This is a genomic window from Duganella sp. FT27W, assembly GCF_009295655.1.
In the GTDB taxonomy this organism is placed as follows: domain Bacteria; phylum Pseudomonadota; class Gammaproteobacteria; order Burkholderiales; family Burkholderiaceae_D; genus Rugamonas; species Rugamonas zoogloeoides.
Genome location: NZ_WHIV01000003.1, coordinates 688,566 through 705,026 on the forward strand (window position 1 = coordinate 688,566; position 16,461 = coordinate 705,026).

Consider the following 16,461-nt stretch of genomic DNA (forward strand, 5'->3'; position numbering starts at 1 on the left):
GGCAATATCACTTACTTGGCCAGTTCGCTCGGACGCAGCGAAATGAACTGCGTCTGGTCGCCGCGGCGCACCAGCACCACCGAGCGCTTCTTCGGATCGAGCTTGGCCACCAGCGCGTTGAACTGCTTGGCGTCCTTGATCGCGGTATTGTTCAGCTGCAGCAGGATATCGCCTTCGTCGAGGCCAGCCGCTTCGGACACGCCATCGACATCGGCCACCACCACGCCGCCATCGACGCCCAGTTCCTTGCGTTTATCGGCAGGCAGGTCGGTGACGATCAAGCCCAGCGCATTGGCCTTGGCCTGCTCCGGCTCGGCTTTACCTCCCTTGCCTTTACCGGTCGCGCCCTTGCCTGCCTTGTCGGCGTCCATTTCCACCACGTTGACCGGCAGGTCCAGTTGCTGCCCCTTGCGCCACACGGTAATGGTCGCCTTGCTGCCGATGGCGGTGCCACCGACCACGCGTGGCAAGTCCGACGAGCGGGTAATCGCCGTGCCATTGAATTTCAGAATGATGTCGCCCGGCTTGAGGCCGGCCTTGTCGGCGGGACCATCCGGCTCTACCATGGCGACGCCAGCGCCTTCGGCGTTTTTCAGGCCCAGCGACTCGGCCACTTCCTTGTTCACTTCGGTGATCTGCACGCCGATACGGCCACGGCTGACCTTGCCACTCTTCTTGAGTTGCTCGGACACGCGGATCGCCTCGTCGATCGGCACGGCAAACGAAATGCCGTTATACGCGCCGGACAGGGTGGCGATCTGCGAATTGATGCCGATGACTTCGCCGCGCATATTGATCAGCGGGCCACCCGAATTGCCGGGGTTGACGGCCACGTCGCTCTGAATCAGCGCCAGGTAGTCGCCGGTATCGCGCTGCTTGGCCGAGATGATGCCGGCGGTGACGGTGTTCTCCAGGTTGAACGGCGAGCCGATGGCGATCACCCATTCGCCCACGCGGATCTTGTCGGAATCGCCCATCAGCAGGAATGGCAGTTTTTCGCCTTCGATTTTCAGCACGGCCACGTCGGTGCGGGCGTCCGCGCCCAGAACCTTGGCCTTGAATTCGCGCTTGTCGGTCAGCGTGACGAACACTTCGTCGGCACCATCGACCACGTGGGCATTGGTCATCACGTAGCCGTCGGCCGACAGGATGAAACCGGAGCCGACGCCACGCGGCACTGCCTCTTCAGGTACCGGGGTGCGGCGCGGGGCTTTGCGGCCCTGCCCTTGCGGTGGCACCGGCATGGCGCCGCCGAAGAAGCGGCGCATGAATTCGGCCATTTCGTCTTCGCCGACTTCGCCACGGCCGCCCGGCTTGACCAGCTCGGTCGTGCGAATATTGACCACGGCGGGACCCACGCGGTCAACCAAGTCGGCAAAGTCGGGCAAGCCCGTCACGGCGCCGGTGACCGGCGCGGCGGCCACTGCCGGACTCATGCCCAGTACGGCGGGCGACATCCAAACGCTTGCGCTGACCAGCAGCGCGGAGAGAGTTTTACTGCCGACAGATAAATTATTTTTCAAATTATTTTTCATGGAGATCGTTCTCTAAAGGTTCTGGAATGCAGGGCAGCACGCGTCGCGGTGCGAGGCGCGCGCCATGAGGCTAGCACAGGGCGGGATAAAAGTCCCGCACGCGGCACACCAGGTAATTATACGAGCAGGGAGAAATAAAACGGCTTAAGGGAAGATTACGTCGGCGCTGGAGGCATCCTGGCCGTGGGACGTGGCGCTGGTGGCAGCGCTGGTGGCGAGCGCATTCGCAGCGGCAGTGGCGGCAGTAGCGGTATTGGTGGCATTGGTGACATTGGTGGCATTGGTGGCATTGGTGGCATTGGTGGCATTGGTGGCATGGGCGGCAGCAGCGCCGTTGGCCGAGGCGGCAAACGGTGGCGCAGCAGGGTCGGTGGCGCCTGGCGCAAGCGGCGAGAGCTCGTGCGCAGGCTCGTTGTCGAGGCGCGCCGCCAGCGCAGCACGGAACCCGCTGCTGAGCGCGCCTTGAGCGCTGTCGCGCAGCACGTCGCCGACCAGGTGATAAGCCTGCCAGGCCGCCCGGCCCTCGGCGGTTTCCAGCGCCGCGAAGGCAAGTTCCTGCTCGCTCTGCGCCAGCTCGCCATCCGCCAGCGCCGAAATGTTTTCGTGCAGTCTTTTATGGGTATCCATCGCTTGCTCCGCCTGTCAATACATTGCCACCACAGCCGACAAATTGCCGGGCGCCAATGCCATCATTCCTGCCTTACCAGCGCTTGTCAACCGGCATATCGAGCAGAGGCTTTAACTTTTCAGCGATGACTTCTCGGGCACGGAAGATACGGCTGCGGACCGTGCCGATGGGGCAAGCCATGATATCGGAAATCTCTTCGTAGCTGAGCCCTTCTATTTCGCGCAAGGCGATCGCAGTCCGTAAATCGAGTGGCAAGGCGTCCATGGCCGCATTGACGGTCTGGGCAATTTGCTTGCTGGCCAGCATGGATTCCGGCGTATTGATGTCGCGCAAATTATCGCCATCTGAAAAACCCTCGGCATGTTCGGCGTCGGTTTCCGTCGACGTGGGCGTGCGCCTGCCCTGCGTCGCCAAAAAATTCTTGGCCGTGTTAATTCCTATGCGATACAACCACGTATAAAAGGCCGAATCGCCACGAAAATGCCGCAACGCGCGATAGGCCTTGATAAACGTCTCTTGTACCACGTCTTCGGCTTCCACCGGGTCGTGCACAATGCGCGACAGCAGGCGCATGAGGCGGCGCTGATATTTGGCCACCAACATGTCAAACGCCTGCTTGTCGCCGGCCCGGACCCGGTCGACCAGCATCTGGTCACACTCACGTTCTGTCGTCACTCCGGAATTCCTCGGTGGCCTGCAACGTCGCCGCAACCCTTTATGCTATAGAGTTAGCCCGCTGCAAGAAGTTCACAGTGTTGGCGCATTTATTTCACTGCGCGCGGCGGCGGCCCGACAGGCCAGCGTCAACGCGCGCAACTCCGCCCCGCTTACGCAATCGGGCAACACCAGCACCGACCGCACGCTGCCATCCGCACCACCCAGGCGCAGCAGCAGCAAACCGCGCCACACGGTCGAGCCATCAAGCAGGCGCAGCGGCGTTCCCGCATGTTGGTATAGCGCAGTGCGGAATTGCCCGACTGCGGTTATATCAACCGCCATTGCAATACCGCATGGTTGCCCGCAGACATAGCCACAGATAGCGGCCACCACGCACGCCAGCGGCGCCAGCACGCCGGGACAGGCAGCGGCGGACGCCAGCACGCAACAGCACAACCCGGCGTGCAGCAAGCGCAAACCAGGCGAGGGACGAACGATGACGGACACCGCGATCGACATGACTGCAGCACGGATAGACACAACACAAAAAATTTACACGGATGGGGAGCGGTGAAACTGGATGCGCCGGCGCGGGGCCGGGCAATTCAGGCGCTGGCGAATGCCAGCGCCGAATCCTCGCCCACCATGCTTTGACATGGCGGGCGCGGTTTTAGTTCAACATAAAGTTAAACTTTTTTACTACTTAGATCTTGCCGAAGACGAGGCTGCCATTCGTTCCGCCGAAGCCGAACGAGTTTTTGACTGCATACTCGATCTTCATGTCGCGGGCGACATTGGCGCAGAAGTCCAGATCGCACGACGGATCCTGGTTGAAGATGTTAATGGTCGGCGGCGACACCTGGTGGTGCACCGCCAAAACCGTAAACACTGCTTCCAGGCCGCCGGCGCCACCGAGCAAGTGGCCGGTCATCGACTTGGTCGAATTGACCACCAGCTTTTTGGCGTGGTCGCCGAACGTGCGCTTGATGCCCTGCACTTCGGCCACGTCGCCTTGCGGCGTCGAGGTGCCGTGCGCGTTCACGTACTGCACCTGGTCCGGATTGAGGCCGGCGTTGGCGAGCGCGGCTTGCGCCGACTTGCTGCCACCGCTACCGTCTTCCAGGGGCGACGTCATGTGGTAAGCATCGGCGCTCATGCCGAAGCCGACCAGCTCGGCGTAAATCTTGGCGCCGCGTGCCTTGGCGTGTTCGTACTCTTCCACGACCATCACGCCGGCGCCTTCGCCCAGCACGAAGCCGTCGCGGTCCGTATCCCATGGACGGGATGCGGTGGCCGGATCGTCGTTACGCGCGGACAGGGCTTTTGCCGAAGCAAAGCCACCGAGACCCAGCGGCGAAACGGTCGACTCGGCGCCACCGGCGATCATCACGTCGGCATCGCCATACTCGATCATGCGAGCGGCAGCGCCAATGCAATGCAGGCCGGTGGTACAAGCGGTGACGATCGACAGATTAGGACCGCGCATGCCGTACTTGATCGACAGGTTGCCCGAAATCATATTGATAATCGAGGCAGGCACGAAGAAGGGCGAAATACGGCGCGGACCGCGCTTGTCGTAGTCTTCCTTCTGCTCTTCGATCATCGGCAGACCGCCGATGCCGGAACCGATGATCACACCGATACGATCGGCGTTGGCGTCGGTCACTTCGATACCCGAATCCTGCACCGCCTGGATGCCGGCCGCCATGCCGTAATGGATAAACGTATCCATGTGGCGCGCTTCCTTGGCCGAGATGTAGTCCTCGATATTGAAGCCTTTGACTTCACCGGCAAAACGGGTACTGAAAGCTTGTGCGTCAAACTTGGTGATGGTGGCAATGCCGGATTTGCCCTCGAGTGCGGCTGCCCAGGTATCGGCAACATTGTTGCCTATCGGGGTAACGGCGCCCAGGCCGGTAATGACAACACGACGGTTTTTAGAACCTCTCAAGCGATTCTCCTAAAGTCGATCGGGCGGCAATTACGCCTTGACGTGCGCGGTGGCGTAGTCGATGGCTTGTTGCACGGTGGTGATCTTTTCTGCTTGTTCGTCAGGGATTTCCATTTCGAACTCGTCTTCCAGGGCCATCACCAGTTCCACGGTGTCCAGGGAGTCAGCGCCCAGATCGTCAACGAACGAGGATTCGATCTTGATGTCCGCTTCTGCGACGCCCAGTTGTTCTGCGACGATTTTCTTAACGCGTTGTTCGATATCCGACATGTTATGGCTCCATTTGTTTGTTACGGAAAGCGCGCATTTTATCAGGTTTGCGCACTGAAAAACTAATTTCGGTGTTTGCTACGAGTTTCCCCATAAGTGCACCGAAATCGCTGGTAAAAGATGGGAAATCCCATCAGTTCATATACATACCGCCATTCACATGCAGCGTGGTGCCGGTAATGTAAGCCGCTTGCGGCGAGGCCAAAAAGGCGACCGCAGCAGCAATATCTTCAGGTTTGCCCAGGCGTCCCAGCGGGATTTGCGTGAGCAATGCAGCGTGCTGGTCATCGCCCAGCGACTTGGTCATGTCGGTATCGATAAAGCCCGGCGCCACGCTGTTGACGGTGATGTTACGGCTGCCGATTTCACGCGCCAGCGCGCGGCCCATGCCCTCCACGCCAGCCTTGGCAGCGGCGTAATTCATCTGCCCCGGGTTACCGGACGAGGCCACCACCGACGTGATGTTGATGATGCGGCCAGCCTTGGCCTTCATCATGCCGCGCAAGACGGCGCGCGACAGGCGACCGACGGCGGACAGGTTGGTAGCGATCACGCTGTCCCACTCGTCGTCCTTCATGCGCATGGCCAGGTTGTCCTGGGTAATGCCGGCATTGTTGACCAGGATGGCGACCGCGCCGTACGTTTTGGTGATCTCGTCGATGACGGCCGCGCAGCGCTCGGCGTCGGTCACGTTCAGGACCAGGCCTTTACCGGCCTCGGCGCCGATTTCTGCTGCCACTTCGGCCAGGTAGGCGGAAATCGCTTCCGCGCCCGCTTCGGTGGTGGCGGTGCCGATCACGCGCGCACCCTGGCGCGCCAGTTCCTGGGCGATGGCCTTGCCGATGCCGCGCGAAGCGCCGGTCACCAGCGCCACTTGATTTGCTAAATTCATGTATGTCCTAACTAGTTAGTGCTAAACGATAGTACCCTGCGCCGCAGTCTTACTTGAGCGAAGTCAAGATGCGCTCCAGCGAGGCCTGGTCGGTGATGGCGTCGCCCACCAGCGTCGCATCGCTGCGCTTGGTCAAGCCCATCAGCACCTTGCCCGGACCGCATTCGATCACCTGGGTAATGCCTTGCGCAGCGACCTGCTGCATGGTTTCCACCCAGCGCACCGGCGCGGCGGCCTGGCGCACCAGTGCATCCTTGATCGCATCGACGTCGTTGAGCACGGCCACATCGACGTTATTAATCAGCGGGATTTGCGGCGCCGAGAAGGTCAGGTCGGCTAGGTAGTCGCGCAGGCGATCCGAAGCAGGTTTCAGCAGCGACGAATGGAACGGCGCCGAGACCGGCAGCTTCATGGCGCGCTTGGCGCCCTTGGCCTTGGCGATATCGCAGGCGCGCTCGACTGCAGCGGTATGACCGGCGATCACGACTTGCGCCGGGGCGTTGAAGTTGACCGCTTCCACCACCGAGTCCGACACGGCAGCGGTGGCTTCGGCGCAGGCCGCGCGCACGTCGTCGTCCGACAAACCGAGCACGACAGCCATGGTACCGAGTCCGACCGGCACGGCTTCCTGCATCGCCTGCGCGCGGAAGCGCACCAGCGGCACGGCGTCCTTGAACGCGATCACGCCGGCAGCAACCAGCGCCGAGTATTCACCCAGGCTGTGGCCGGCAACAATGGTTGGCGCCGGGCCACCCGCAGCGATCCACGCGCGGTACACGGCCACGGCAGCGGTGAGCATCACCGGCTGGGTGTTGGTGGTGAGGTCCAGCTCTTCCTTCGGACCTTCGGCGATCAGCTTGCCGAGGTCGAAGCCCAGCGCGCTTGACGCTTCGGCGATGGTTTCTGCCACCACCGGGTTACCGGCAAAGCCGTCGAGCATGGCGATCGCCTGCGAGCCCTGGCCCGGGAATACAAATGCAAATTTAGTCATACGTCATCCATTCGAAGGGAATCAATTCTTGTCGGCCTGAAGTATAGCCGTTAGAACTCTAACTCTAATTCTGGTGCAACAAGTCGCCGCTTACAGCGTATCGGGCAAGCCACTCATGGTGGCCAGTACCGCGCCCCAGGTAAAGCCACCGCCCACACCTTCCATCATGACGTTGTGGCCGTTCTTGATGCGGCCGTCGCGCACGGCAGCGTCCAGCGCCAGCGGGATCGAGGCGGCCGACGTGTTGCCATGCTGATCGACGGTCACCACCATCTTGTCCAGCGGCAGGCCCATTTTCTTGGCAGTGCCGTTCATGATGCGGATATTGGCCTGGTGCGGCACCAGCCAGTCGATCTGGTCAGCCGACATGCCCGCCTTGTTCAACGCTTCGTGCGCGACTTTTTCCAGTACAGAAACGGCCAGCTTGAACACCGCAGGACCGTCCATGTACAGGTAGGCTTCGCCGGCGGTAGCGCCGCTGAATGAATTGGGCATGCACAGGATGCCCGAGTGGCTGCCGTCCGCGTGCAGCGCGGTGGCGAGGATGCCGGGCTCATCCGAACCGGTCACCACCACGGCGCCGGCGCCGTCGCCAAACAGCACGCAGGTGGTGCGGTCGTTGAAATTGAGGATGCGCGAAAACACTTCGGCGCCGATCACCAGCACATTCTTGTGCACGCCGGCACGGATGAACGCATCGGCCGTGGACAGCGCATACACGAAGCCGCTGCACACTGCCTGCACATCGACGGCCGCGCCATTGTTGGTGATGCCGAGTTTTTGCTGGACGATGCAGGCGGTGCTGGGGAAGCTGCCGAAGAAGTCGGGGGTGGAGCTGGCAACGATGATCAGATCGATATCGTTGGGCGCCAGGCGCGCCATTTCCAGCGCCTTTTTGGCAGCGTTGGCGGCCAGGTCCGACGATTTTTCGTCGGCGGCGGCAAAGTGGCGCGCCGAAATGCCGCTGCGCGATACGATCCATTCGTCGGAAGTTTCGATGCCCTTGGCGGCCAGTTGCTGGGCCAAGTCCTGGTTGGTCACACGTTGCGCCGGCAAGTAGCTGCCGGTGCCGATAATTTTGCTATACAAGGTCATGCCGTCTATTCCACTCGATAGTTAGCCAGCAACGACGCCGGCGGCACTGGGGGCGGCTGCGGGTGCGGCAGCCGCCTCAGGCGTTTCAGTGTTGCGCGGCATCAGCTCGGCGATCAGGGTCGAAATGTGCGGCAACACGTCATTTTTGGCTGCATCATACGCCCGCTTGATCGCCCACTCAAAGGAATATGCGTCGGCGCCGCCATGGCTCTTGAACACCAGGCCGCGCAAACCGAGCAAGCTGGCGCCGTTATAGCGCGATGGCGACAAGCGGTTCTTGATGGCAGTGAGCGCGCCGCGGCCCAGCAAAGCGCTGAGGATGGTCAGCGGCGTGCGCTTGAATTCGGTCTTGACGGTATCGGCGAAGAAGCGGGCCACGCCCTCCACTGCCTTGAGCGTGACGTTGCCGGTAAAGCCGTCGCATACCACCAGGTCGGTGGTGCCCTTGAAGATGTCGTTGCCTTCAACGTTGCCGAAGAAGTTCAGGGCGCCGCGCTCGTGATCGATCTGCAGCAGCTTGCCGGTGGCCTTGACCACTTCGTTGCCCTTGATGTCCTCGGTGCCCACGTTGAGCAGGCCGATGGTCGGGCGTTCGATGTTTTCCATGGCCGAGACCAGCACCGAACCCATGATGGCGAACTGGTGCAGGTGATGCGGTTCGCAATCGACGTTGGCGCCCAGGTCGAGCATGTAGGTCGGGCCGTTCTTCTGGTTCGGCATGATCGAGCAGATCGCCGGGCGATCGACGCCGCTCATGGTTTTCAGTACATAGCGGGCCACGGCCATCAGGGCGCCGGTGTTACCGGCCGAGACCGCAGCCTGGGCCTTGCCGGATTTGACCTGTTCGATCGCCACGCGCATCGACGAATCTTTTTTGCGGCGTAACGCCACTTCCAGCGGGTCGTCCATGGTCACCTGCTCGGAAGCGTGGACGATGGACAGGCGCGGATGGGTGTCGGCGTGGTGTTTTTTAAGTTCGGCGCGCAGGACGTCTTCGAGGCCGATCAGGATCAGCTCGGCGTCTGGTTCGCGGTTGACGAAGGAGATTGCTGCGGGAATGGTGACCGATGGACCGTGATCTCCGCCCATGCAGTCGATAGAAATTTTGATTGTCATTGTTTGGGTTCAGTACCACGCTCCAGCCCTTCCGGGGCGAGCTGCGGCAAGCTGCGGACCAGTAACGGCCGGCGTATCAACATGACGGTGTGCAAAAGTGGTTTGCAGCCGATGAAAAAAGAAAAAGCGATGCTCAATAACTCAGCACCGCCTGTTTCCGTGTCCAGCAAAAGCGTCGATTACTCGTCGTTTTTGGTTTTCAGGACTTTACGACCACGGTAGAAGCCGTTAGGGCTGATGTGGTGACGCAGGTGGGTTTCGCCGGTGGTTGGCTCGATACCCAGTTGTGGAGCAACCAGGAAATCGTGCGAACGGTGCATACCGCGCTTCGAAGGGGACTTCTTGTTCTGTTGAACTGCCATGTTAATGACTCCTAATACATAAGTTCTAAAATTTTAACACAATCGATCAGCAAATACATGCGAATCGAGTATCCCGCCGGCAATACAGCCCGGCGACGTTAAATGCGGGTACTACTTTTACTACAACTTGCCAATACTCGATTACTGCACGCGCATGACACGTTCTTTACAACACGATCTGTAAAACGGCTTATTCGGGATTGCGGCTATGCCGACTTACTTCAGGCCTTTGAGTGCTTCGAAAGGCGAGATTTTGGCGCTTTTCGCCTTGTCCAGCAGCGAGGCATCGGGGCAGACCACGTGGCGCGGCGATTGCGGCAGGGCCAGCAACGCTTCATCTTCCACCAGGTCCATCACCAGCATGCTGCGGGTGCCGACGATCACATCGATCGATTCGTCAGCAATAATTTCTTCGATTTCGTCGGCTTCCTGATCATCCTTACCAAGCACCAGCACGGTCGACGAATCGAGGGTGTGGGCATAAGGCGTCAGGCACCGCTGGCAGACCAGTTGCACCGTGCCGGCAACCGACAGGGTCAACTGCGGGTAGCCCATCTTGCCGGCGCCGCCTTCTACCTTCCAGGTAATCTCGCCGGACGCGTCAGCGCAGTCCTTGGCCAGACGGGTCATTTGAGCAACAGGCGTTACGCCGTGTTCGCTGCCATTGTGACGACAAAAATCAAAAGCGTCGATGACCGTAGCATTCATTACAGAAAAATTCCCCGGAAAACCTGCGATAATAGCAGGGTTTTCACCCGCAAGTCAAAAGCAACATGACTTAACACGCTGTTTGAGCATTTTTACGGTTTTTAATGTGTCCGGCGCGCATCAGCGAACACCGGCGACAGAGCATATAACATTCCCCCTATGACATCAAGTTTACCGTTACACCTGGTGCTGGCATCGAGCTCCGCCTACCGCAAGGAGCTGCTTTCGCGCCTGCACTTGCCGTTCGATGTGGCCGTGCCCGATATCGACGAAAGCCCCCTGCCCGGCGAGACGCCAAGCGCCACCGCGCTGCGCCTGGCGCGCGAAAAAGCGGCGGCCGTGGCCGCCAAACTGCCGGGCAGCATCGTGATCGGCTCCGACCAGGTGGCCACGCTCGACGACGGACAGATCGGCAAGCCCGGCAACCATGCCAACGCGCTGGCACAGTTGCAAAAAATGCGCGGGCGCGAGGTGATATTCCACACCGCGCTGTGCGTGTGGGATGGCCGCGCCGAGCACCCCGACAGCGCCGCCCAGCTGGCCGACATCCAGACCCGCGTGACCTTCCGCGACCTGCCCGATGCCGAGCTCGACGCCTACCTGCGTATCGAGCAGCCGTACGACTGCGCCGGCAGCGCCAAGAACGAGGGGCTCGGCATTGCCATCCTGGAACGGATCGACAGCACAGACCCCACCGCCCTCACCGGCTTGCCTTTGATCGCCCTGACAGGCATGCTGCGCAATCTTGGTATTTCCTTTTTTAGATAATTGAACATGCCCGGCACCTTATTTCTGATTCCAAACACCCTGGGCGAGACCGAAGCGCTCGCCTCCGTGCTGCCTGAACAGGTCCAGCACATCACCTCGCAGCTCGATTACTTCGTGGCCGAGAACGCCAAGACCGCGCGTGCCTTCCTCAAGCTGGTCAACGCCAGCCATCCATTGAGCAAGCCGCTGCAGGAAATCACGATCTCCGAGCTGAACGTGAATACCCCGCCGGCGGCACTGGCCGGCTTGCTGGCGCCGTTGCTGGCCGGCCGCGATGGCGGGCTGGTATCGGAAGCAGGCGTGCCGGCCGTGGCCGATCCCGGCGCCGACTTGGTGCGCCTGGCGCATCAGCACGGCATCCCGGTACGGCCGCTGGTGGGACCGTCGTCGTTGCTGCTGGCAGTGATGGCAAGCGGCCTGAACGGCCAAAGCTTCGCCTTCAACGGCTACCTGCCCACCGATGCGGCCCAGCGCAGCGCCCGCATCAAGGAACTGGAAACCCGTTCACGCAAGGAAAAGCAGACCCAGCTGTTTATCGAAACGCCGTATCGCAACACGGCCATGCTGGAAGCCCTGGTCGGCGCCTGTACGCCAGGCACGCTGATTTGCGTGGCCACCGATTTGAGTCTGGCGACGGAAACCATCCGTACCCAGACCGGGGCGCAGTGGAAAAGCCAGCTGGCTGGCGGCAAGGCGCCCGATTTTCACAAGAAACCGACGGTATTCTTATTGTTGGGGCAGTAAGGTCTTTTATTAAAATCCGCGCGAGTATTCCGTCACCCACTCGATCGCCGCCAGCTGTATCGCATACAGCTCGGCCGGTCTGACGGCAATCTGCTCCAACATCTGCCCCAGCGCCACCGTATCGCGCCCACGCTCGATATTCTCGATCAGGCTCAGCAGCACGCCGTAGTCCCCTGCCCGCTCCAGCAGCGCCGTGCGCACTTCGTCGAGCACGTTCACGCTGTCGAGCAGTTCCTGCATGTGGATCGAAAACAGCGTATCCATCAGCGACATCACGCCCACCGTGAAGCCGATATCGGCACTGGTGCGCTGCCCGGGCCGCGTGTGTTCGACCAGCAGCTCAATGGTTTTGCCGCGCGTGGTGGCCAGTTGCAGCAGCGGCGACGTGAACTCGTGCGCGCCGCCGCTTTTTACGTACAGCAAAATCTGCAGCCAGCGCCGCAATTGGCGCCGGCCCAACACCATCAACGCGTGCCCCACCGAATTGATGCGGTAGCGCGTGCCCACCGCCGGGGTGTTGACCAGCCGCAGCAGGTTTAGGGTGATCAGCGCATCGTGCTTGACCATCGATTCGATCTCGTGGCTGCTGGCATCGGTATCGATCAGGTCGAGCAAGTGCAGCACGCTGCGCTGCGACGGCGAGATCTTTTTGCCGCTGAGGATGACGGGACGGGCAAAATAATAGCCCTGGAAGTATTCAAAACCGAGATCCATGCACTGGCGGAACTCTTCCACCGTCTCGACCTTTTCAGCCAGCAGCTTTTGCTTCGGATTCTTCAGCACCTTGGTCAACGCCGCCAACGTGCCGGGTTTCATCTGCTTGATATCGACCTTGATCACGTCGCACAGCGGCTGCAGCTTTTGCACGTCCACGGTTTCGCCGATGACGTCGTCAAGCGCAAAGCGAAAGCCGGCGCGCTTGAGTTCGCGCACGCGTTCAAGCACGGCAGGCGTGGCTTCCACGGTTTCCAGGATTTCGAGGATGACCTTGTCGTGTGGCAGAAAGCGGATGAAGTCGCTCATCAGGCCGACTTCATCGACATTGACGAAGGCAAGCTGGTCGCCCACGACCAGTTCCATGCCCAGCTCGGACGCGTGGGCGATCACCGTGGCGGTGGCGGATGCATCGTCGCGAAAGTCTGCGGTGCTGGCGGTGTGGGCGTCGCGGAACAGCAACTCGTAACCGACCAGCCGCTGGCCCCGGTTGAGGATGGGCTGGCGGGCCAGGAAGAAATTATCGGCAAGCCTGGACGGTGGCAGGTCGGTCGCTGACAGCATGGACATCCCCTCAGGAGACCCCGAAACCTGCTGCGTGGTCCCCGCTAAAGTGCTGGAACGAGGCGCTGAACTGACGTCAGCGCCCGCGGATACCCAACTATACCCAATGCTACCAAAATGACAACTAAAAACCTATCGCGTGCCGGACCGGCGCGGACCGTTGTTGCGTGCAACTGCGGGCTGGTCGCTGCCAGTCGGCTTGGCGGCCGTCGGCCGGGCCGGGGCTGGCCTGGCCGGGGCTGACCTGGCGCCGCCAGGTTTGCCTGCCGGGGCGGCCTTGGTCTCGGCAGGCAAACCTGACGAGGCGGCCTTGGCGCCGAACGCCGGCTTGTTACCAAACCCGGGCTTGGCATTGAACGGCGCGCTGGTGCTGGCGCCCGGCCGGCCACCGGGGCGACCAGTGCCGCCGGGACGGCCGCCGGCAGTGCCTTCGCCTGCGCCGGGACGCGCCAGCGGCGTGCGGGTTCGGATCGACTTACCGACCGGCAGCGGCTTGCCGCTCTCGAGCGTAAAGCGCGCACCACTGTCCTTGCCCAGCGCCTTGACCAGCCACGGCATCACTTCCTTGAGCATCGGCTCGAGCGTGTACGGTGGGTTCAGGATGAACATGCCGCTGCTGTGCAGGCCGAAACCGTCGGGCATCGGCGTATGGGTAGTAAGCACCACGTTGAGCCAGTCGTTGCATTGCAGTTGCTTGAGCTTGTCCGCGAATTCGCGCGATTCCATCCGTTGCAGCAGCGGATACCAGACCGCGTACGTGCCGCCCGGGAAGCGCAGCAGCGATTCGGCCAGCGTGTCCTTGACCTTTTTGTAGTCCTGTTTGTCTTCATACGGCGGGTCGATCAGCACCAGCGCGCGGCGCGACGGCGGCGGCAGCAGCGCCTTGAGCGACTGGAAGCCGTCGCCCTTGGTCACCAGCACGCGCTTGCCGCGCGTGGTCGGGCGGATGCCCTGCTGGGCGGCGTGCTCGTCGAGCTTGCGGAAGTTATCGGTCAGCAGCTTGAAGTCGGCCGGATGCAGCTCGAACAAGCGCAGGCGGTCATGCTCGCGCGCCACCAGGTCGGCGATGAACGGCGAGCCCGGATACTGACGCATCTTGCCGCTCGGATTCATGCCCTTGATCAGATCGACGTATTCCCTGACCGGCGCCGGCATGTCCTTCAAGTCCCACAGCGGGCCGATGCCGGTGTCGTACTCGGCGTTCTTGGAGGCGAAAGCGCCGTCGAGCGCATACACACCGGCGCCCGAGTGGGTGTCGATATAGGTGTAGGCGGTGTCTTTCTGATTCAGGTATTGCAGCATCTGGATGGTCACGAAATGCTTCAATACATCGGCGTGATTTCCCGCGTGAAAGGCGTGGCGGTAGCTGAACATGTGTGGGGACTTTCTAAATAGGTAATGCAGACTGGCCTGCGCAATCCCGCATTATCCACCAGAACCGGGCGCGGCCCCAAAAACGGTTGTACCTCGTTTGCATCAAGGCGCGCGCAGCGCGCAAATCTAAGATGGCGAATTGACCAACGGGGAGGTAAACATGAAGATGACCATCGTGACCGACGATCAGGGAGAAATTCTGGGGGCGATACCGGGAGACACCGTGCCGGAGCACGTGATATTAAAAGACTTTCAGTCCCACATCGTGGAAGTGGCGGACGACACCGGCGCGATTACCGACGGCGCGGAATTGAAGAAGCGCCTGCAAGAAGCCTTGCAGGCACAGCACGACAAGCAATAACCCTCACCCCGCGCTTATAACGCGGAGCAGGCTTTACCGCTCGGGGTCGGACCCTGTCAGGCTCCGACCCCGCTGACCGTGCGGGTTTTAAACTGGTTAAGCGACCTTTTTGTCGAAGAATTGCTCGTCCTCGGTGGAGCCGTGCAGCGCCGTGGTGGACGACTGGCCGTTCTGGATGGTCTGGGTGACGGCATCGAAGTAGCCGGTGCCGACTTCGCGCTGGTGCTTGACGGCCGTGAAGCCTTTCTCGGCAGCCGCGAATTCCGCTTCCTGCAATTCCACGAACGCCGTCATCTGGTTGCGGGCATAGCCGTGTGCCAGGTTGAACATGCCGTAGTTCAGCGCGTGGAAGCCGGCCAGCGTGATGAACTGGAATTTATAACCCATGGCGCCCAGCTCTTTCTGGAACTTGGCGATGGTGGCATCGTCGAGGTTTTTCTTCCAGTTGAACGATGGCGAGCAGTTATAGGCCAGCATCTTGCCCGGGAACTTGGCGTGCACGGCGTCGGCGAACTGCTTGGCAAAAGCCAGGTCCGGCTTGCCGGTTTCGCACCACACCAGGTCGGCGTACGGTGCGTAGGCCAGGGCCCGCGAAATCGCCTGCTCGATACCCGGTTTGACTTTATAAAAGCCTTCCACGGTACGTTCGCCGGTGCAGAACGGACGGTCGTTTTCGTCAACGTCGGACGTCAGCAGGTCGGCCGCTTCGGCATCGGTACGGGCGATCACCAGGGTGGAGGTGCCCATCACGTCGGCTGCCAGGCGGGCGGCGGTCAGTTTTTCCACGGCTTCGCGCGAGGGCACCAGCACTTTGCCGCCCATGTGGCCGCATTTTTTGACCGAGGCTAACTGGTCTTCGAAGTGGACGCCGGCGGCGCCCGCGTCGATCATCGACTTCATCAGTTCGTAGGCGTTCAGCACGCCGCCAAAACCGGCTTCGGCGTCGGCCACGATCGGTGCGAAGTAATCGATGTCGTCCTTGCCTTCCGACCATTGAATCTGGTCGGCGCGCTGGAAGGTGTTGTTAATGCGACGCACGACCAGTGGCACCGAGTTGGCCGGGTACAGCGACTGGTCCGGGTACATTTCGCCGGCCACGTTGGCGTCGCCAGCCACTTGCCAGCCGGACAGATAGATCGCTTTCAGGCCGGCTTTGACTTGCTGCATGGCCTGGTTGCCGGTCAGCGCGCCGAGTGCGTTGACGAATGGTTCGTTGTTGACCAGGTCCCACAGTTTTTCGGCGCCACGCTTGGCCAGCGTATGCTCGATCTGCAGCGAGCCGCGCAGGCGCACTACGTCTTCCGCCGTATAGGTGCGGGTAACGCCCTTCCAACGTGGGTTGGTGTCCCAGTCCTGTTGCAGGGCGGCGATTTGCTGTTCACGAGTTGCCATGGTGTTCTCCTCAGGTTGATTCAGTTTGGTGGTAAAGAATGCCGTGCTGTTGGAACTATAGTAGTCCTTTTTGTGCAGCGCATGAGCAGTCTTCTATAAGACATATAACTAAAATATATCCCTTAATAATCAACATACTAAAAACCATTTTTCATGATACGGAAAGGCTTTTCTCAGCATGAAAGAAGTCGATGCTGCAAACCCACATGAAATCCCACGATGTGAAATTGATTTTCCGCCAGATGAAAAAAGGGCGCAAAAAGCGCCCTTGGTTGTGTTCCACAGCCGAACTTATCTAAAAAATAATCCCTAAAAGTGATGCAATCGCCCAACACTCAC

18 protein-coding genes and 1 pseudogene are annotated in these 16,461 nt (G+C 60.8%); 4 read left to right on the forward strand and 15 right to left on the reverse strand.

The annotated features are described in order from the left end of the window. Window positions 1–11: 11 nt before the first annotated feature. The 12 genes from F8197_RS14850 to F8197_RS14905 all read right to left on the reverse strand — a co-directional run bounded on the left by F8197_RS14850 (window position 12) and on the right by F8197_RS14905 (window position 10,205). Entirely contained in the window at window positions 12–1,457 is a 1,446-nt protein-coding gene (locus tag F8197_RS14850) for a Do family serine endopeptidase (protein WP_056144025.1), read from the reverse strand. Between the two features lie 222 nt (window positions 1,458–1,679). After that, complete coding sequence (locus F8197_RS14855; protein ID WP_152882504.1) at window positions 1,680–2,162, reverse strand: sigma-E factor negative regulatory protein; 483 nt, start codon at window positions 2,160–2,162, stop codon at window positions 1,680–1,682. A 73-nt stretch (window positions 2,163–2,235) separates the two neighbouring features. Next, window positions 2,236–2,838 (reverse strand): RNA polymerase sigma factor RpoE, encoded by a 603-nt coding sequence (gene rpoE, locus F8197_RS14860; protein ID WP_373996883.1) that lies wholly within the window; start codon window positions 2,836–2,838, stop codon window positions 2,236–2,238. 72 nt (window positions 2,839–2,910) lie between these two features. After that, window positions 2,911–3,339, reverse strand: coding sequence for a hypothetical protein (locus F8197_RS14865; protein ID WP_152882506.1), 429 nt, complete (start codon window positions 3,337–3,339; stop codon window positions 2,911–2,913). Window positions 3,340–3,523: 184 nt separating this feature from the next. Further along, a complete protein-coding gene (gene fabF, locus F8197_RS14870; protein ID WP_019920169.1) occupies window positions 3,524–4,771 on the reverse strand; it encodes a beta-ketoacyl-ACP synthase II in 1,248 nt (415 codons plus the stop codon). Window positions 4,772–4,801: 30 nt separating this feature from the next. After that, complete coding sequence (acpP, locus tag F8197_RS14875) at window positions 4,802–5,041, reverse strand: acyl carrier protein (protein ID WP_008449912.1); 240 nt, start codon at window positions 5,039–5,041, stop codon at window positions 4,802–4,804. Between the two features lie 133 nt (window positions 5,042–5,174). Beyond that, complete coding sequence (gene fabG, locus F8197_RS14880; RefSeq protein ID WP_152882508.1) at window positions 5,175–5,933, reverse strand: 3-oxoacyl-ACP reductase FabG; 759 nt, start codon at window positions 5,931–5,933, stop codon at window positions 5,175–5,177. Between the two features lie 49 nt (window positions 5,934–5,982). Beyond that, window positions 5,983–6,924, reverse strand: coding sequence for an ACP S-malonyltransferase (gene fabD / locus F8197_RS14885; protein ID WP_152882510.1), 942 nt, complete (start codon window positions 6,922–6,924; stop codon window positions 5,983–5,985). A 90-nt stretch (window positions 6,925–7,014) separates the two neighbouring features. Beyond that, window positions 7,015–8,019 (reverse strand): beta-ketoacyl-ACP synthase III, encoded by a 1,005-nt coding sequence (locus tag F8197_RS14890; RefSeq protein ID WP_019920172.1) that lies wholly within the window; start codon window positions 8,017–8,019, stop codon window positions 7,015–7,017. Window positions 8,020–8,040: 21 nt separating this feature from the next. Then, window positions 8,041–9,135 carry a phosphate acyltransferase PlsX gene (gene plsX, locus F8197_RS14895; protein WP_056144013.1) on the reverse strand — a complete coding sequence of 365 codons (1,095 nt, stop codon included), beginning with the start codon at window positions 9,133–9,135 and terminating at the stop codon, window positions 8,041–8,043. A 179-nt stretch (window positions 9,136–9,314) separates the two neighbouring features. Next, window positions 9,315–9,497 (reverse strand): 50S ribosomal protein L32, encoded by a 183-nt coding sequence (gene rpmF, locus F8197_RS14900; RefSeq protein ID WP_008449924.1) that lies wholly within the window; start codon window positions 9,495–9,497, stop codon window positions 9,315–9,317. A gap of 216 nt (window positions 9,498–9,713) precedes the next feature. Beyond that, window positions 9,714–10,205: a DUF177 domain-containing protein gene (locus F8197_RS14905; RefSeq protein ID WP_152882512.1), complete on the reverse strand. Its 492-nt coding sequence runs from the start codon at window positions 10,203–10,205 to the stop codon at window positions 9,714–9,716. A gap of 159 nt (window positions 10,206–10,364) precedes the next feature. Between F8197_RS14905 and F8197_RS14910 the strand changes: the two genes are divergently transcribed. Together F8197_RS14910 and F8197_RS14915 are read left to right on the forward strand one after the other, a co-directional pair. After that, window positions 10,365–10,973, forward strand: a complete 609-nt coding sequence (locus F8197_RS14910; protein WP_152882514.1) for a Maf-like protein — start codon at window positions 10,365–10,367, stop codon at window positions 10,971–10,973. Between the two features lie 6 nt (window positions 10,974–10,979). Next, window positions 10,980–11,717, forward strand: coding sequence for an SAM-dependent methyltransferase (locus tag F8197_RS14915; RefSeq protein ID WP_152882516.1), 738 nt, complete (start codon window positions 10,980–10,982; stop codon window positions 11,715–11,717). A 441-nt stretch (window positions 11,718–12,158) separates the two neighbouring features. Here F8197_RS14915 and F8197_RS29095 read toward each other — a convergent pair. After that, window positions 12,159–13,001: pseudogene (locus F8197_RS29095) on the reverse strand (EAL and HDOD domain-containing protein); the annotation flags it as partial. A gap of 126 nt (window positions 13,002–13,127) precedes the next feature. Further along, a complete protein-coding gene (locus F8197_RS14925) occupies window positions 13,128–14,309 on the reverse strand; it encodes a 23S rRNA (adenine(2030)-N(6))-methyltransferase RlmJ (protein ID WP_373996884.1) in 1,182 nt (393 codons plus the stop codon). 220 nt (window positions 14,310–14,529) lie between these two features. On the opposite strand from F8197_RS14925, the gene F8197_RS14930 reads away from it, so the two are divergent. Beyond that, window positions 14,530–14,730 (forward strand): hypothetical protein, encoded by a 201-nt coding sequence (locus tag F8197_RS14930; protein WP_152882521.1) that lies wholly within the window; start codon window positions 14,530–14,532, stop codon window positions 14,728–14,730. Between the two features lie 96 nt (window positions 14,731–14,826). Here F8197_RS14930 and aceA read toward each other — a convergent pair whose 3' ends face one another. After that, the gene (aceA, locus tag F8197_RS14935; RefSeq protein WP_070246162.1) at window positions 14,827–16,122 is read right to left on the reverse strand and encodes an isocitrate lyase; all 1,296 of its coding nucleotides are present in this window, start codon (window positions 16,120–16,122) and stop codon (window positions 14,827–14,829) included. Window positions 16,123–16,300: 178 nt separating this feature from the next. Between aceA and F8197_RS29170 the strand changes: the two genes are divergently transcribed. Next, window positions 16,301–16,435: a hypothetical protein gene (locus tag F8197_RS29170; RefSeq protein WP_255472966.1), complete on the forward strand. Its 135-nt coding sequence runs from the start codon at window positions 16,301–16,303 to the stop codon at window positions 16,433–16,435. Window positions 16,436–16,461 lie beyond the last annotated feature (26 nt).

What these genes read in the sequence shown, in the direction of transcription:
- F8197_RS14850 (WP_056144025.1), bottom strand. Translation starts at nt 1,457, where the DNA reads ATGTCGCCCGCCGTACTGGGCATGAGTCCGGCAGTGGCCGCCGCGCCG.
- F8197_RS14855 (WP_152882504.1), bottom strand. Translation starts at nt 2,162, where the DNA reads ATGGATACCCATAAAAGACTGCACGAAAACATTTCGGCGCTGGCGGAT.
- F8197_RS14865 (WP_152882506.1), bottom strand. Translation starts at nt 3,339, where the DNA reads ATGTCGATCGCGGTGTCCGTCATCGTTCGTCCCTCGCCTGGTTTGCGC.
- acpP (WP_008449912.1), bottom strand. Translation starts at nt 5,041, where the DNA reads ATGTCGGATATCGAACAACGCGTTAAGAAAATCGTCGCAGAACAACTG.
- fabG (WP_152882508.1), bottom strand. Translation starts at nt 5,933, where the DNA reads ATGAATTTAGCAAATCAAGTGGCGCTGGTGACCGGCGCTTCGCGCGGC.
- fabD (WP_152882510.1), bottom strand. Translation starts at nt 6,924, where the DNA reads ATGACTAAATTTGCATTTGTATTCCCGGGCCAGGGCTCGCAGGCGATC.
- F8197_RS14890 (WP_019920172.1), bottom strand. Translation starts at nt 8,019, where the DNA reads ATGACCTTGTATAGCAAAATTATCGGCACCGGCAGCTACTTGCCGGCG.
- plsX (WP_056144013.1), bottom strand. Translation starts at nt 9,135, where the DNA reads ATGACAATCAAAATTTCTATCGACTGCATGGGCGGAGATCACGGTCCA.
- rpmF (WP_008449924.1), bottom strand. Translation starts at nt 9,497, where the DNA reads ATGGCAGTTCAACAGAACAAGAAGTCCCCTTCGAAGCGCGGTATGCAC.
- F8197_RS14905 (WP_152882512.1), bottom strand. Translation starts at nt 10,205, where the DNA reads ATGAATGCTACGGTCATCGACGCTTTTGATTTTTGTCGTCACAATGGC.
- F8197_RS14910 (WP_152882514.1), top strand. Translation starts at nt 10,365, where the DNA reads ATGACATCAAGTTTACCGTTACACCTGGTGCTGGCATCGAGCTCCGCC.
- F8197_RS14915 (WP_152882516.1), top strand. Translation starts at nt 10,980, where the DNA reads ATGCCCGGCACCTTATTTCTGATTCCAAACACCCTGGGCGAGACCGAA.
- F8197_RS14930 (WP_152882521.1), top strand. Translation starts at nt 14,530, where the DNA reads ATGAAGATGACCATCGTGACCGACGATCAGGGAGAAATTCTGGGGGCG.
- aceA (WP_070246162.1), bottom strand. Translation starts at nt 16,122, where the DNA reads ATGGCAACTCGTGAACAGCAAATCGCCGCCCTGCAACAGGACTGGGAC.
- F8197_RS29170 (WP_255472966.1), top strand. Translation starts at nt 16,301, where the DNA reads ATGAAAGAAGTCGATGCTGCAAACCCACATGAAATCCCACGATGTGAA.